A 15483-nucleotide genomic window follows, 5' to 3' on the forward strand; every position below is an offset into this window, starting at 1 on the left:
TTAGTTATTTCAAGTTTTTGCAACATAGAATAATTGCAACATTTCTAATTATTATCGCATATCTTCGGTCAATTTATGTAATTGAGTTGCCTTGTTCAAAAACTTATAAAGTTCAACATTGATATAAAAATTTTCTTTTCCGATTTTTTGCTTAACAACAATATTTAATTCCATTAATTGTTCTAAATACCGAGATGCAGTTTGACGTGTTACACCAAGATCTTCCACTAGAAAATCGATTTTAGTATAAGGATGTTTGAATAGATTATTAATTAAATCTTGAGAATATATCTTAGGTAATTCTGTTCTTACTTTTTCCTTACAAAGCTGCAAAATTCCTTTAATACCTCTGATAATAAAAATGGTTTGAATTGATGTTTTTTCAATTGCATCCAAAATAAATAATATCCAATCTTCCCACTCATTGGTTTCTCGAGTTTGTTGTAACAATCGATAGTAATCTCTTTTATTTTGGTTGATATATCTACTCAGATATAAAATAGGTAACTTCAATAAATCTTCTTTCACCAAATAAAGAATATTAATAATACGACCTGTTCTGCCATTTCCATCATAAAATGGGTGTATGCTTTCAAACTGATGATGGATAATCGCCATTTTCACTAAAGGATCTAAATCTGACAAGGCTTCATTGTTAATAAAGTTTTCTAAATTAATCATGTGCTGCTCTATCTTAGCAAAACTTTGGGGGGGTATATAAATGATTTCTCCTGTTTGATGATTTTTCAATGAAGTACCTGGCAATTTTCTAAATCCTGTTCTGGTCTGTTCCAGTACGGCATGAATATCAATGATATTATTCGATGTCAACAAATTCTTTTCCTTTACAAGTTGAAAGCCATACTTTAAAGAAGATGCATAATTATACACTTCTTTGGCAGCAGCGCTTGTAAATTGTTGAGACAAAGAATCACTACTGAAAAGTTCATCATGTGTTGTGATAATATTTTCTATAGCAGAACTATCTTTCGCCTCCTGCAATGAAAGTGTATTTAAAATAATTTGCTCATTGGGAATTGTTTCTGACACTCCATTTAATTCTGCCAATGCTTTATTAGCAGAAACTAATTTTTTCAAAATAATTTTAGTTTCTACCTCTGTCGCCAAAGGCAAATTGGGGATTATATAATTACTCATTTTCATGCGTTTGATAAAGGATCTAATTTTTTTGAATGCAAACAGGTGCATAACGAAGTTGCGATTCTATAACGTGATGAACTAATTTTAGAACAGCAATTCAAATCTGTTTTAAAATTGGTTCTGAATATTTTAAAAATAGTAATTTTTTTTGAATTAAATATTACTCTAATTAAAACTTAAATTAATATTGGGTTTTATCTAGGAAATGTTTTTTAATTTATACAATATCGTAAGGTATTTCTACTTTGACTACCTGTTTTTTATAAAGTGCTACAATCAGATCGGCCCTTATACTTGTGTTATGTATAATATAACAACGAAATTAGAACCATGTGATTCTTTGTTAAGGGACAGTAAAACTACAGAGTTTTTTGCAACAATGAATTCATAATTCAGACCGCAAGCCAAAGCTTTTGCGGAAGCTATTCCTGGCTACTTTCCCACTTGAAAAACTTATCTTTGCTTAGAACTCTAAATCACTAATTTGGGTTGGTGATTTTTTTAATTCAAAAATAATAAAGAATGAAGTCGATTGTTATTACTGGCGGTGCAGGATTTATAGGTTCACATGTGGTTCGTGAGTTTGTCACTCGTTTACCGGATACTAAAATCATTAATCTAGATGCTCTGACCTACGCTGGAAACTTAAATAATTTAACCGATATAGAATCTCGTGAAAACTATTTTTTTGAAAAAGCAGACATTACGGAGCCAGAGCAGATCCACAAAGTTTTTGCAAAGTATAAGCCCGATGCAATCATTCACTTAGCTGCAGAGTCCCATGTAGATCGAAGCATAACGGATCCCAATGCCTTTATTAATACAAACGTAGTGGGCACAGCCAATCTTTTAAATGCCTGTCGGGAATTTTGGACTCTTAATGCGGAGCATTCTCATGGAAACTTCCCCAGTGAACCTCGAACCAATTTGTTCTATCATGTGTCTACAGACGAAGTCTATGGAGCGCTAGGAGAAACTGGACTTTTCACAGAGAAAACATCGTACGATCCCAAATCCCCTTACTCTGCAAGCAAAGCCGCATCAGATCATTTGGTCAGAGCCTATGGGAACACATACGGCCTGCCTTTTATAATCTCAAATTGTTCGAACAATTACGGCCCTAATCATTTTCCTGAAAAGCTAATCCCGCTTTTTATTTCAAACATAATTGAAGAAAAACAACTTCCTGTGTATGGTGATGGAGAATACACTAGAGACTGGCTGTATGTGATAGACCATGCGCGAGCCATCTTTCAAGTGTTTCATGAAGCAAAGACAGGAGACACTTACAACATTGGAGGTTTCAACGAATGGCAAAATATTGATCTTATTAAAGAACTAATCTCGCAGATGGATCAAAAGCTTGGAAGACCCAAAGGGTATTCAACAAAACTAATCTCATATGTAGTGGATAGACCGGGGCACGATAAACGCTATGCAATAGATGCCACTAAACTAAATGAAGATTTGGGATGGTTCCCTTCGGTCACATTTGAAGAAGGGCTTTCAAAAACCATTGATTGGTATCTGGCAAATCCTGAGTGGATAGAGAATCTTAAATCACGGGGACAAATCTAAATCTCGATTGAAAAATTTAATCAGAGGACTTGACTCATAGAATCAGATTTTTAGTCAATTTTTTACATATGTTAGGCGTTCAGTTTTGATGCAAATTTTCACAAAGTAAAATCTAGCACAGAAAAAGATGCTATTCTTGTTGTCGTATAAAAAGCTAAATTTGTAATAAATAAAATTCATCGAAGAATTTTATTTCAACCCTAACCAAGCCATTGATGAAAGGAATCATACTTGCCGGCGGATCCGGAACTAGACTCTATCCACTTACGATTGCGGTAAGTAAGCAGTTAATGCCTGTATATGACAAACCGATGATTTATTATCCTTTGTCAGTCTTACTCCTTGCTGGGATTCGCGAGATTCTCATAATCACGACGCCGGATGATCAGCAGGCTTTCAAAAAGTTGCTTGGTGATGGAAGTCAAATTGGTTGTCGTTTTGAGTACGTAGTACAGCCTTCACCTGATGGACTTGCTCAGGCCTTTGTACTAGGAGAAGAGTTTATCGGAAAAGATTCCGTAGCCCTTGTCCTTGGGGACAATATTTTCTATGGGTCAGGTCTAGAAGCTCTTTTAGAAAGTAAAACAAATATCCAGGGAGGCTGTGTTTTTGCATATCAAGTTCGAGATCCGGAACGTTATGGTGTCGTTGAATTTGATGAAAATGGAAAAGCGATTAGTATTGAAGAAAAACCCTCCCATCCAAAATCAACCTTTGCGGTACCCGGAATTTATTTCTATGATAATTCTGTCGTACAGTATGCGAAAGATTTAAAGCCTTCGAAACGAGGAGAGCTAGAAATCACCGACATCAATAAGATTTACCTTGAAAAAGGAAATCTTGAGGTAGGAGTGATGAGTCGAGGAACCGCATGGCTTGACACAGGTACCTTTGATTCTCTACACGAAGCTTCAGAATTCGTAAAGGTACTAGAAAAGAGGCAAGGCTTTAAAGTTTGCTGTATCGAAGAGATTGCCTTTCGTAAAGGCTTTATCAATGAGAAGCAGCTTTTAGAAGCAGCTGAAAAATACGGTAAAAGTGGATATGGCGATTACCTTAAGTCTCTGCTAGTATAGGTTTATAGGGGATTTATAAAGAAGAATAATTTATTAATTGAAAGTAATGCGAGATTCGACAAAATCTCGCATTTTTTTTTAGTTTTTTTTACCTTTGTTTTCCATTCTTGCCCTATGGTCCTTTATTTTCGTAATCGACTCGCACTTTTCCCTTTCGTTTTCTGTTTTTATTTCGTCCATTTAAGTTCAGCATAGTTTGAATTTACAAAACAATTCGTCCTATATAGTTCAAATGAGTCCTTTATAGTTCGAATTTCTAGCATAAGTACCCAGAATTCATCCGAACTCTCGAAGTTTGATATAGAAGTTTTTAGAGATCGTAAATGAAACCATCTCAACTTCTGATCATTAAACTAAAAGGGAGAAATGAGAGTCTTTTTATTAGGTTCAAAGAGTACAGATTTTGCGGTGGTTCGATACCATCGGGACAAACTGGATTATGAGACAGGAGAACTGATGGCCATTCAGAATTTTCCAGAGTCAATCATGGAATCAAAAGAGCCAGCCGAGATTAGAGCCTACTTACAAAAGGTAAGTCAAAAAAGTCGCTCAAAGCAGCCCCAGTTTCATGCGGTAGTCACCTCTTTTCAGCAAACCAATTCTAAAAAAGAACTTTCTAAAGTAGCGCAGGCACTCATGAGAGAGCATGGGTATGAAAAGCAGCCTTATGTTATAATCTTTCATCGAGACACAGAGCATAATCATGTTCATATCGTCTCCACTCGAATCTCCGTTGAAACAGGTTTCAAATTAAGAGACTTTTATGAAATGGTCGCTCTGAATGACGCTCTAGTAAGGGCTTTGAAGGATGCCCATGGACTTGATTTTCAAGCCCAGGCGGAAGCTCTACTGAATTATCGATACTCAACGCGGCAAGATTTAAAGACGCTGCTCGCTTCAAACTACTTTCAACTGTACTATAGCAAAAGAAACGACGATTTTAAAATTGTGTACGGCCTTGGTACTCTTCTTCGCCGAAAGGTTGACGAGATTTCCTTTTCCCAGGAACTACCACTTTCTCGCCTGCAAGCAGTACAAGAGCTCTTTGAAAGCGAGAAATCCAATGCGAGCAATCTCGTATTTGGTGCGATCGAGTTTCGAAAACCTTTTGCTAATAGTAGGAAAGAAGTGCCCAAGAGACCCACTAAGGATTCAAAAGTTCTCTACCTATCGGAACTTGGGTATCGAATGAAAAGCCTTTATCAGCTGGATTTAATTCTGAAAATGAATCCCGAAAACGGGAGCCTTGAGGGCACATTAATCGATCCAAAGACTTCAAGCGTCTTTGGTCCAGAACATACCGTAGCACTTGTCAATTTTTTCAAATGGACGGATACCTACTTAGAGGCTACAAAGTTTTTTAGTTTCAATGCGTACAATATTGAAGGAGCACTTCAAAAGAAGCTCGTATTGTCGCTAAATTCTAAATCAAATTTAAAAGAGTACATGCTTTTTAAGAAGTTAGAGAAGCCTCACCCTTCCTTACGCCAGACCGCGAGAATAGAGGTTCTTGAGTACATCCACAATCCCCTCCAATCGGGAGTCCGAATCCTAAAGTTTCCTAGTGATAACAAGCATTACGCATTCCACGAAAGACTGCATCATGTGGAGGCTTTAGAGAGTCTAGTAGAGCCAAAGGTTGTTAATAAATACCTAGAAATGGAGCGCAAGTTTGGAGCACAAAAGGAAAGTTCTGATTTGACAGTGAAAAAGATAGAGCCTACAAAGGGAGCTCTGCATGAGTGTGAGCTTGACCCTGATTTCGAGCCGGATGACAGGCAAGGACTTGAGGAGAAAGGCCTTGTGACTATTCTGCAAGATCTGCTGGTCCCAACGCTGGTTGGGAATACAGATAAAGAAGAGCAAAAGAGAAAACGTAAAAAAAGATCGATATGATACTAAGTGTAGGAAATACAAAAGGAGGGGTTGGGAAAAGTACGCTCGCCATGAGTTTGTGCAACTATCTTTCAAAGAATACGCGTGACGTGCAGCTTCTCGATTTGGGACAAAACTCAGCCGTGATGGGACTCTATCAGGAAGAACTGTCAGACCGAAAACTGCTTCCCTATACGGTTCAATCGGGAAAAGGGAAGTCCTTAGCGCTTGAGAAAGAGTTTCTTCTCAGCTTAAAAAACAGTTCCACCATTATGGTTGTGGACTTACCTTCTTCCCTTGAGGAAAAACATCAGAAGGTTCTGAAATTGAGTGATATTCATTTGATTCCCTTTGAGTATTCTCTTCTTACAATCAAATCTACGATGCAGTACTTAAACTATTTGAAACTCATCGGTGGCAATACCAAAAACCTTCTTGTCCGCTGGAAATTGGATTCAAGACGGAACTATAAAAATCAAATGGCTAGCGATTTAATGCTTAGTGAAGCGAGTTCTTTCTTAATGCAGCCGGTCTATGATTTCTCCTCTCTCACGGATATTTCCGTAACGGGCATGAGCAAAGAGCAGCGAAAGCCAGTCTATCGCGTATTTGACGAGCTGCTTGTGTACATCGATGAAATTCAAATGCTTCGAAAAAAATATGCTGTAGAAGAAGCTTCAAAATGACGAAGTAAGTCTTTGAATGCCTTTGTTAATCTAACTGTAACCACAAAAAATAACCCATGCCTCTATGTTTACAATCGTGCTGCTCATATTAATGATCTATTTCTTCTATTTCGGCTTCAATATTTATTACGATTTAGTCCATCGTCCGAAACTAGATAAGGATCCCAATTATTTCGTTCAATACGAAATCGATAAACCTGAAAAAAGCCAAAGGGAAGAAGTTCTTCAAAAGGATTTCGCTGGTATACTCAAGCCAAACTCGCCTAGACTTTCGAAGTCTCCCACGGCCCCTCTTTCTAATCCGAGAACTTCTTCCCATTCTTTCACGGGGGAAACGATTACTCCCCCAGTGAGGAATCTGACCCCTTCTAAATTTAGCCGTTTTTCACGGTGGCGTGAGGAAGCAAAGAGGAAAAAAATAGAGCAGGCAGAAGCAAGGGTACAAGAAGAGAACAGCAGATTTCACGCTAGCGTACCTGTAGAACTGTTTGACCAACGGACGCGCAAGGAACGATTAGATGCGGTTTCAAGGCGAGTCTTTGAAAATATTAACCGTAACCGGCAGGGAGCAAAGCAAAAGGAAATTAGACTGAGTGAAAGCACCGAATCTCCAAAGCCTTCACAAGTCCATGAAATGCCTGAAAATGTGCTGCTGCAACCTATAACTGAGGTTCGTTCAAAAGTTGCTAAGAAAGTAAGTGCAAAGGAAAGCAGGAATGCACCCTCCACTCAACCGATATTCGTATCAGAACCCGATACCCCATTGCCCGAGGATCCTGTTGTAGAATCTGAAATACCTATCGGAAAAGGGGAAAAGGTGGAAGCGCAAGATACCAAAGCCAGATGGAGACATCTTATGAATTTAGCGGAAACGAGTATTGTCGTGGAGAGGGTGGATGGTATCAAAGTTTATAAATCTACACTGTTCGATTCGGATACGGAAAATGAATCGTGATTAGGACTTCTTCCGCTAAGAATTCAAGCGAATCTCAAGTGTTCTTTTCATACTTGAGAGGCACTCTGTAGCACAAGAATTTCTTAAAAAATCAAAGAACTCAATTTTAACAAAACGAATATTAATCTAAATTTTTAATCTTATGAGAACAATTTCAATTTCGAACTCGACGTTCATCAAATTAATGGCCTGCGCCATTCTGCTAAGCACAACAGACTTTTTGCTAGCTCAAAGCGGCCCGGGAGCTGCCGCATTAACTTCTGCGAATTCCACGATCCGGTTGTATTGGGATCCGATCAAACTGATCATTCAGGCGATTGGAGCATTGGTCGGTTTAATTGGAGGCATTCGCATCTATAACAAATGGACCAATGGAGATCAGGATATCAATAAAGAAATTCTGGGATGGAGTGGTGCTTGTCTGTTTTTAGTGATCGTTCCTTCTTTTGTCGGATCCTTTTTCGGAATGGTCTAATGGAGTTCGAGATTTTCAGGGGCGTAAAAAAGCCCCTGCTTCTGCTGGGCTTAAAAGACCATTATATTTATTGGGCTTTTGGCCTTGCGGCCACAGGCGCAGGCCTTGCCATCGTTCTTTCGAGCCTAATCGGCCTTATGGGACTATTCCTAGGTCTAGGTTTTTCTGCAGCGGGAATCTTGTTCACTTTTAGACGGCAGACGAAAGTAGGTTTGTATCGCAAAACGAGAAACGAGAATTTTCTCTATGTGCGCGCTTCGAGAATCAATGCTCGTTTCTAGCGTTGCTCTCTGGGAATAACGAAGACAATGCTTCTTTATCAATTCAATTCTTTGGAAAGAATCTTCTGATTCTAAATAGCCTCTCACTTTTTAAATTTCAACCATGACACTCAAAAAAACGATTTTTCAGTCGCCCTACTTAGGGTTTGATTTGGGACTTAAGAACGGATGGGATTATGATGTCCTCATCGATTCCTACGGAATGCCTGTGATCGGTCTCTCGATTCAGAATCTGTCGCCCCAGCATAGTTGCGATCCAAATCTGTATCTAGAGCAGCATCGTGTCTTAAGTCAAATCGTGAGTATTCTTGGCGAAGGCTTTACGCTTCAAAAATTAGATCTTTTTTCAAAAGAAACCTACGCTTCGGAGATAGAACCGCAGCAGCCCTTTTTGAAAAAGAAATTTAAAGAGCATTTTGAAGGAAGGATTTTTAGTGGACTAGAAACTTTGCTTCTTGTAAGTCCGTATCTCGAGGATTCTAAAAAGAAGAACTTGTTTAAAGTGGCAAATGCAAATTACAAGTTGCTGCGCGAAAAAGCGGAGAGGATTTTTCTTCTTTTAGAATCCAGTCGTTTTGAACCGAAGTTTCTAATGCAAAAAGAATTTGAGACGAAAATAAACCAAGTGCTCTCCATGAATTTTTCAAAGGTGCCAAGTTGGGATACTCTTTTAAGTACCTCTGAGCATCTTCGAATCGGGGAGAGCTACATCAAAGTATTTTCTCTTGTGGATGTGGAGAAAGTAGAGCTCCCGAGCCTAGTGAAACCCTATGGCGAAATGTCTCTAGGCAGTTCCATGGGTAGCGGACTCAAGGGAGCTGTAGATAAGTTTTCTTTTTTGCATCATGTAAAGGAATCTCAGTCCCTGGTATACCATCAAATGATTCGGATTCCTCCGCAAGAACAAACGCTGAGGTCTCTAGAGAAGAAAAGGAAAAAACATGAAGGAGTTGCTTCTAGCGCCCCTTCAAACGCGCTGGTCGCACAGGAAATCGAGGAGTTTATCAAAAGTTTAGCGTTTGAATCTGAACTTCTGGTGGAAGCGCACTTTTCTATTGCGGTGCGCTGTGAAGACCTAGAAAAGCTATCGAAAGTGCAGTCTCAGATCGAGCAAAACCTTTTTAACCAAGGGATTTTAATTTCAAAAAATTCGTACAATCAGTTGGAATTGTTTCGCTGCGCATTGCCGGGTAATGCGGCGGAATTAAAATCGTACGACTTGTTTTTGACAAGCCGAAGTGCCGCCCTATGCTTCTTTTTTAATGAGCGCTATCTACAAAGCGAAGATTCTGATTTTTTCCTTGAGTTTACCGATCGGCAAGGAGTGCCGATTAAACTAGACCCATCGGACCTTCCGATGCAAAATGGAAGAATCTCCAATCGGAATAAGTTTGTTTTAGGTCCTTCGGGATCCGGAAAATCCTTTCTGATGAACAGCCTGGTTGAGCAGTACTTAAATTACAATTACGATGTGGTGATTGTCGATACCGGAGATTCTTACAAAGGTCTGAGCCTTTATAAGAAGGGAAGATACATTCAGTATACGGAGGCGGATCCGATTACCATGAATCCCTTTTTGATTTCAAAGGAAGAATTAACACTCGAGAAAATAGAGTTTTTGACAAGCTTGGTTTTTCTGGTTTGGAAGGGGAGTGAAAGCTCTATGTCTAGCGCTCAAAAATCCATCCTAGATAAACTAGTACTCACTTACTATGAACATTACTTTAATTCGGGTATTGAGAGATTTGAATCGCTTACCCCAATGGAACTCGCAGAGTATTTAAAAGACTTTGGAATTGAGGTGGAAACCTTCGCTTTTGACAAAGAGAGTGCGGAAACAAAAGTAGAGTCTAAAAAGTCGAAAAAGGCTTTACAATCAAGGCTTGAAATCCCTTACAGTCAACTAAATGATCCCGTCGCAGAGTATGGCGTAGAACCTCTAACGATCGAAGCGCGGGAGAAGAAAACTAGCCCGAGAGTTCGAAATTCTTTTGGAACCCTTGGGAAAGGAATTGGAAGTGGTAGATTTTCTTCTTCTTCTTCTTCTTCTTCTTCTTTCAAATTGGAACCGATCCGTCCATTGCTGCTTGAAAAAGTAACTGAATTGCACAAAGAGCTTCGCGTAAGCGAGCTTAGTTTTAATTCTTTCTATGAATTTGCTTCGGTCTTTTTACCGCTTTTCCTACGAGGAAAGAGGTATGAGATTTCCGAGAGGGAATTTAGCCTAAGTACCTTCTTTCTAGTCTTAAAAGATTTCTATCGTGGGGGAAGGTATGCTCGAACCCTAAACGAAAAAGCAGATCGAGGTCTTTTGACAGAATCTTTTCTCGTGTTTGAAATTGATTCCATTAAGGATAATCCGAAGCTTTTTCCCATCGTCACGCTGATTATCATGGATACGTTTTTACAGAAAATGAGACTCCGTAAAAACCGAAGAAAAGCCCTCATTATTGAGGAAGCATGGAAAGCCATTGCCTCAGAACTTATGGGAAGTTATATTTTGTATTTGTACAAAACGGTTCGGAAATTTTATGGAGAGGCCATTGTGGTCACCCAAGAATTGGACGATGTAATTTCAAGTCCCATTGTGAAGGATTCGATTTTGAACAATTCGGATACACTCATTCTCTTGGACCAAACAAAATTCCGGGATAATTTCTCAAAAATTGCTTCCCTACTTGCCTTAAATCCAGTGGAGCAGAATAAGATTTTCACTTTGAATCAACTTGACAACAAAGAGAATCGAAGCCGCTTCAAAGAATTCTATATAAAACGAGGCGCGAGTGGGGAAGTGTATGGGAATGAAGTTTCACTCGCCCAGTACATGACCTTTACGACCGAAAAGCCAGAAAAAACCGCTTTTGAAGTGTACCTAAGTTTCTATTCTGATTTTGAATGGGCACTCGAGAATTTCTTATCGGATCTGAAGAACTCAGGCCTAACATTAAGTCAGATGGTTAAGCAAGTAAATGAGCGGGATAGGCCTTTAAGTCAAAGCATCGACTTAAAGCCTAAGAGAGCATTGAATTTCAATTCTTTTACGGACTCCCAAAAAGACCTTAACTAATTCGGTCCTTTTAAAAAGTGCAAACCTGTTAAAGACCTACCAGATGAAACCCGCTTATAAGATGAAAGCTGTTTATTCCAATAGAAATCTTGAATCCCTAGGGATGCCTTGGCTAGCGTGGCCATGTCAAAGACTATTTTCTGCAGTGCTGATCTTAAGTCTATGTTTAGAGCCCGCGAGGCTAAAAGCACAAGCGACTTACATAGATCCTACCACGACGGCGGCTCTTTTTGTGTACTCGGATGCACTCGAGTCCGCACAAAACAAGCTCTTGCAAGAGAAAAGAAATCTTCGCTCTGCTCAAATGGTCGTGGCTGGGCAGCTCGCTGTAGTAGGAGAAATTCAAAATACGATTTTACTGGGACTCTCCGAAGTCTCAGGAACGCTACAAAATGGGATTCAAGTGAAAACCCTTTTGGAAGAACTCTCTCAGTGCGCGGCGCAGGCCCGCAGTATCGAGCAATTTGTACAAAGCAGTCCCCAGTACGCTGTGTTTGGAGTGAAAGCTTCTAGTCAAACTTACGCATCGATCTTAGAGATGTCAAGCGATCTTACGGAGCTTCTACGCTCTGGGAATTTAAACCTTGCAAGCGCAGGAGATCGCTATCGACTGCTCTACAGTGTAAGTGAGAAAGTTCGATCGCTTAAACTCTGGCTCATGTCCATTTCCATTCATATGGAAAGAGCCAAACGAGTCGGTTTTCTAAGATCCTTAGAACCCTTTGCAGGGTATATACGAGCGGACAAAGCGATTGTCTCGTCCGTATTAACGAGGTATAAATCCGAGTTCTGATGGGAAATCGGATGGTTCTAAAAGTAGGCTCGTATGGACTCGTTCTTTTTCTGTTGCGAGGAATCCTTAGTTCCAGCGGAGGGAAACCTTCTGAGCCTTGGCAAAGGGAGAATGTTTCTTTTCCCATGCTCAATCAGCAGATTCGATCGCAGCTGGAGGAGCACGAAAGGCAGTCGAGCCTTTTAGAAACCCAGAACCAAAGTGTCGTTCTTGAGCACTCCAATTCACAGCAGTGGAAGGAGTACGAGAAGACAAGCAGCCTAGTTTTAAAAAGGCTCTCCACAGCGGAAAATTGGATGCAAAGCGGCGTTTATGCGATGGCCATCCTGGAAAGAGGAAAACGAATCGAGAGCCTAGAAGAAAATCTCCTTTTGGAATTAAAGCAGGCACCCTATTTAATTCCCGAGGCGTTGAAAGAGAAAGTTCAGTGGACAAAGGATTTTGAGTCTCTACTTCGGTATTTACTGGGGCTTAGTTTGACTCTAGGTGAAATCAATCAAATGGAGCGCGCCGATCGAAAAATCCTTTTTGATTTTGCGCTTGAGGAACTTTCGGAGTTGGAATCAAAGAGTCGTTATCTCCTTTTCACCCTTAGGGAATCAAGGCAGAAAGTAGAAACCCAAAAATCCCAGTTCCGCTATTATTTGCAGCGTGACAAGAGTCTTGTCCAGTCTATTTTAAATCAATTAAAATCTTTGAAATCATGAATCCAAAAACTCTTCCTTTTTTTCTTATTCTGGCCTTAGCTCGCTTAAAAGCGCAGGGTGTCCCCGTCGTGGTCAACGACAAACTGCTTGAGCAAGTTTCAAAGAACCAAGTCGTACGACTGGGTAGCAGTGAGGCCCTTCGCGCGAGTGTGGAAACACAACGAAAAGCCTATGGACAAATTTCCTCTACGATGACGCAGATTATTTCTATTGAGGAATATCTCTACCAACAACTCTATGAGGTGAACTCGCTCATACTCTCGGGGAAGCAGCTTGAATACTTTTATTGGTATTTGGAGCAAATTTCATCCAAAAGCGCAGAGCTTTTGGTTCTTTCTTCGAAAGCACCTGAGCATGCTGTTTTGCTCTCCGGATACTACACTTCTATTTTGAAGCAAAGCTACCTTCTACAGGAAGAACTGCTCACAAGTGTTCTTTCGAAAGACATCGATGTTCTGTTAAATTCATACGACCGGCAACTTTTGCTTGAGAAGCTACTTTCCCGCGCGAGAAGCATTCATGGGTATTTGCTTTACCTGATTTTACGACTTAAATCTGCGCATCCCAAGTCGGCTTTAAGTCAGATTCCGGCTCTGGCAGACTACATTAATCTAGACAAGCAGATTGTAAAGAATTTACTCTCAAGATATCGAAGTGAATTTAACTAAAGAAGATCTCTTTAGAGATTTGATTTCCAAATTCTCTTGGCTACGCTCTATTTCAACAATTTAATTCCATCTCCAGATGAAATTCCAAATGACAGTACAGAATCGAAAGTACGTTTCAAAGAAACTTTTGCCCGTCTTATTTCTCGTGTTTTCTTTACTCTTTGCAGGAAAGCTAGAGGCGCAGAAAAGACTCAACGATCCTTCTATTGTGAATCAACAGAAGCGAATGGTCTATGAAAGCTGGGGGAATTTCAGTCCTTATCCAAAGTACCTTTTGGGAGTGCAAACGAACTTCGCGTATGCGACCGTTTGGGGATTCTGGGCTCCGGCTCGAAACAGAGCTTATAAAGAAGGACCGGATTTAAGACCTCTTCGTCTTGGGGGAGCGGAGTCTGAGAGGCTCTTGTCTCTTAAGGTACAGGAGAAGGAAACAGAGCGGGTAGCAACAAGCGTAGATTCTCTACACAAACAAAGTTTGCTTGATCTTTCTTACCATACGAGTGTTATTCAATCGAGTGAGCCGCTTTGGCAACTGTATTATAAGGAAAAGTTGGAACCTATTTTAGCTTATCCTCAGGTGCCTACGCATTTCACAGACTGGAATTTAAAGTCCGAAAAGAGCCTTCTAGCTCTTTCTAGAAATGGGGGACTAAGTCCTCTAACAGAAGAGCTAGCGCTAATCAAAAGTAAATACAGACTAGCGAGTAAATCGGTCCTTCCAAGAGGGAAACGAATTCTTCTCTACCACGCCTGTTTAATGGATTTAAGAGCGTTTGAAAGGAACTTGCAGCATGAGGTCTTATTAAGTGAAGTCCATGACCGTTCCTCCTTTTATCTATCTGAAAACAGAAGCTTTTACCCTACAAACTCCTTTGTTCAATTGGAAGGGTTTTCAAAGAGCGATAAGCAGATTGTAAGAGAACTTTTAACCCAATGGAAACAAACCAGTTGAAATGAAAGCATTGCCTATTTTAAAAGGAATTTCCCTCTGTGTGGTTTTATTGCCACAACTACTCTTTGCTCAGGACTCTTCTAACTCTAGCGGTTTGTTAGAATTTCTGATGGGAGACGGAGCGTTTGAGAGTTGGTTTTTTGAGGTCTTTACCCAAATGGACCACGATTTAGAGTCTCGAGCTCTTTCTGCAAGTATGCTGGGAAGAACCCTAGGAGGAATCGGTTCGCTTATTTACTTAGGCTACCTTGGTTTTCAGATGCAGGAAGGGGCTAGACCTTGGGAGATTACGCCCATGCTTCGTCCTTTCATTATTGGACTTATCCTTTTGCACTGGACCGGGTTTTATAAAATGATTCAATATCCACTTGAGCAGCTTGCTGTGCCTTCAAGAGCAGCTTTTTTAGGCCTCGAGCGCGAGGCCAATAAGGTTCGAATTGAAAGATTCACAAAACAAACCCAGCTCCTCGATTTTTTAATTCAGCAGCAGGCCCATGAAAAAGCAAAGGAAAGAGAACTTGCTTTGGGGGAAGACAGTGGTTTTTCCCAGCGAATGATTGAAGGGATGAGTGAGCTTTTTCAGCCCATTGAAGAATGGAAAATTCGGATGGACTTTGAGTCGCAAAAATTTACGGCGGATTTGATTGAAGCCATTTGCTTAACGCTCTTAAGAGTGTGCACGTACCTCGTGTTTTTCCTTCAAAAGGTTTGGTCTTACATCTTGATTCTTCTAGGGCCCATTGCACTTGGAATCTCGCTAATTCCCGGGTTTGAACACTCGTTTCAGAATTGGGTAAGTAAGTTCATTAATGTCAATTTGTACACGTTTGTGGCTTTTACCATTGTAAGTCTGGGGCAGCAGCTCATTATCTCGGGGTACCACCTCGAAATGGAGCGCTACGACCGACTCTTAGATTCTGGCACCGTGACGGATCTCACGACGCTCTCGTACTACATTTCGAACAATGGACTCATTCACACCGTTTTGTTTCCCTGCGTGGCTTACCTGGTAACCGGTATTGGAATTCTAATGACACCCACCATTGCGGATTCCATTGTCTCCGCGGCAGGTGCGGGCGTTATGAGCAAAGGAAAAGCAGGAGCTGGAAAGCTTTTGAGCGCTTCTAGCGGCGCAACTCGCCAAATAATTCAAAGTGTAAAATCTTCTTATCGCAGTTCGGGACAATCTAGAAAAGGATAACCCTAAGT

The 15483-nt window shown here is 40.3% G+C and carries 14 protein-coding genes; 13 read left to right on the forward strand and 1 reads right to left on the reverse strand.

All coding sequences use genetic code 11. The features are described from left to right. Positions 1-51 precede the first annotated feature (51 nt). On the reverse strand, positions 52-1158 hold the full coding sequence (locus ACX3PU_RS03510; RefSeq protein ID WP_459083530.1) for a Fic family protein: 1107 nt from the start codon (positions 1156-1158) through the stop codon (positions 52-54). A 525-nt stretch (positions 1159-1683) separates the two neighbouring features. On the opposite strand from ACX3PU_RS03510, the gene rfbB reads away from it, so the two are divergent. The 13 genes from rfbB to ACX3PU_RS03575 all read left to right on the forward strand — a co-directional run bounded on the left by rfbB (position 1684) and on the right by ACX3PU_RS03575 (position 15475). Beyond that, complete coding sequence (rfbB, locus tag ACX3PU_RS03515) at positions 1684-2739, forward strand: dTDP-glucose 4,6-dehydratase (RefSeq protein ID WP_459083531.1); 1056 nt, start codon at positions 1684-1686, stop codon at positions 2737-2739. 215 nt (positions 2740-2954) lie between these two features. After that, positions 2955-3815 (forward strand): glucose-1-phosphate thymidylyltransferase RfbA, encoded by an 861-nt coding sequence (gene rfbA / locus ACX3PU_RS03520; RefSeq protein ID WP_459083532.1) that lies wholly within the window; start codon positions 2955-2957, stop codon positions 3813-3815. 366 nt (positions 3816-4181) lie between these two features. Next, positions 4182-5711 carry a relaxase/mobilization nuclease domain-containing protein gene (locus ACX3PU_RS03525; RefSeq protein ID WP_459083533.1) on the forward strand — a complete coding sequence of 510 codons (1530 nt, stop codon included), beginning with the start codon at positions 4182-4184 and terminating at the stop codon, positions 5709-5711. Beyond that, the gene (locus ACX3PU_RS03530; protein ID WP_459083534.1) at positions 5708-6376 is read left to right on the forward strand and encodes a ParA family protein; all 669 of its coding nucleotides are present in this window, start codon (positions 5708-5710) and stop codon (positions 6374-6376) included. The genes ACX3PU_RS03525 and ACX3PU_RS03530 overlap by 4 nt, the downstream gene beginning before the upstream one ends. Before the next feature lie 64 nt (positions 6377-6440). Next, positions 6441-7331: a hypothetical protein gene (locus ACX3PU_RS03535; RefSeq protein ID WP_459083535.1), complete on the forward strand. Its 891-nt coding sequence runs from the start codon at positions 6441-6443 to the stop codon at positions 7329-7331. A gap of 184 nt (positions 7332-7515) precedes the next feature. Continuing rightward, positions 7516-7806, forward strand: coding sequence for a DUF4134 domain-containing protein (locus ACX3PU_RS03540; RefSeq protein ID WP_459084011.1), 291 nt, complete (start codon positions 7516-7518; stop codon positions 7804-7806). Further along, positions 7806-8087 carry a DUF4133 domain-containing protein gene (locus ACX3PU_RS03545; RefSeq protein ID WP_459083536.1) on the forward strand — a complete coding sequence of 94 codons (282 nt, stop codon included), beginning with the start codon at positions 7806-7808 and terminating at the stop codon, positions 8085-8087. Before ACX3PU_RS03540 ends, ACX3PU_RS03545 begins: the two co-directional genes overlap by 1 nt. Before the next feature lie 103 nt (positions 8088-8190). Beyond that, positions 8191-11154 (forward strand): TraG family conjugative transposon ATPase, encoded by a 2964-nt coding sequence (locus ACX3PU_RS03550; protein ID WP_459083537.1) that lies wholly within the window; start codon positions 8191-8193, stop codon positions 11152-11154. A gap of 43 nt (positions 11155-11197) precedes the next feature. Then, positions 11198-11947 (forward strand): hypothetical protein, encoded by a 750-nt coding sequence (locus tag ACX3PU_RS03555; protein WP_459083538.1) that lies wholly within the window; start codon positions 11198-11200, stop codon positions 11945-11947. Further along, entirely contained in the window at positions 11947-12654 is a 708-nt protein-coding gene (locus ACX3PU_RS03560; RefSeq protein WP_459083539.1) for a hypothetical protein, read from the forward strand. Before ACX3PU_RS03555 ends, ACX3PU_RS03560 begins: the two co-directional genes overlap by 1 nt. After that, positions 12651-13322, forward strand: coding sequence for a hypothetical protein (locus ACX3PU_RS03565; protein ID WP_459083540.1), 672 nt, complete (start codon positions 12651-12653; stop codon positions 13320-13322). The genes ACX3PU_RS03560 and ACX3PU_RS03565 overlap by 4 nt, the downstream gene beginning before the upstream one ends. Positions 13323-13398: 76 nt before the next feature. Beyond that, on the forward strand, positions 13399-14274 hold the full coding sequence (locus ACX3PU_RS03570) for a hypothetical protein (protein ID WP_459083541.1): 876 nt from the start codon (positions 13399-13401) through the stop codon (positions 14272-14274). 1 nt (position 14275) lies between these two features. Then, entirely contained in the window at positions 14276-15475 is a 1200-nt protein-coding gene (locus tag ACX3PU_RS03575; protein ID WP_459083542.1) for a type IV secretion system protein, read from the forward strand. The last annotated feature ends 8 nt before the right edge of the window (positions 15476-15483 follow it).

The organism is Chryseobacterium sp. A301, from assembly GCF_054489425.1.

Excerpts from the sequence above, each read along its gene's own strand:
- ACX3PU_RS03510 (WP_459083530.1), bottom strand. The coding sequence starts at position 1,158 with ATGAGTAATTATATAATCCCCAATTTGCCTTTGGCGACAGAGGTAGAA.
- rfbB (WP_459083531.1), top strand. The coding sequence starts at position 1,684 with ATGAAGTCGATTGTTATTACTGGCGGTGCAGGATTTATAGGTTCACAT.
- rfbA (WP_459083532.1), top strand. The coding sequence starts at position 2,955 with ATGAAAGGAATCATACTTGCCGGCGGATCCGGAACTAGACTCTATCCA.
- ACX3PU_RS03525 (WP_459083533.1), top strand. The coding sequence starts at position 4,182 with ATGAGAGTCTTTTTATTAGGTTCAAAGAGTACAGATTTTGCGGTGGTT.
- ACX3PU_RS03530 (WP_459083534.1), top strand. The coding sequence starts at position 5,708 with ATGATACTAAGTGTAGGAAATACAAAAGGAGGGGTTGGGAAAAGTACG.
- ACX3PU_RS03535 (WP_459083535.1), top strand. The coding sequence starts at position 6,441 with ATGTTTACAATCGTGCTGCTCATATTAATGATCTATTTCTTCTATTTC.
- ACX3PU_RS03540 (WP_459084011.1), top strand. The coding sequence starts at position 7,516 with ATGGCCTGCGCCATTCTGCTAAGCACAACAGACTTTTTGCTAGCTCAA.
- ACX3PU_RS03545 (WP_459083536.1), top strand. The coding sequence starts at position 7,806 with ATGGAGTTCGAGATTTTCAGGGGCGTAAAAAAGCCCCTGCTTCTGCTG.
- ACX3PU_RS03550 (WP_459083537.1), top strand. The coding sequence starts at position 8,191 with ATGACACTCAAAAAAACGATTTTTCAGTCGCCCTACTTAGGGTTTGAT.
- ACX3PU_RS03555 (WP_459083538.1), top strand. The coding sequence starts at position 11,198 with ATGAAACCCGCTTATAAGATGAAAGCTGTTTATTCCAATAGAAATCTT.
- ACX3PU_RS03560 (WP_459083539.1), top strand. The coding sequence starts at position 11,947 with ATGGGAAATCGGATGGTTCTAAAAGTAGGCTCGTATGGACTCGTTCTT.
- ACX3PU_RS03565 (WP_459083540.1), top strand. The coding sequence starts at position 12,651 with ATGAATCCAAAAACTCTTCCTTTTTTTCTTATTCTGGCCTTAGCTCGC.
- ACX3PU_RS03570 (WP_459083541.1), top strand. The coding sequence starts at position 13,399 with ATGAAATTCCAAATGACAGTACAGAATCGAAAGTACGTTTCAAAGAAA.
- ACX3PU_RS03575 (WP_459083542.1), top strand. The coding sequence starts at position 14,276 with ATGAAAGCATTGCCTATTTTAAAAGGAATTTCCCTCTGTGTGGTTTTA.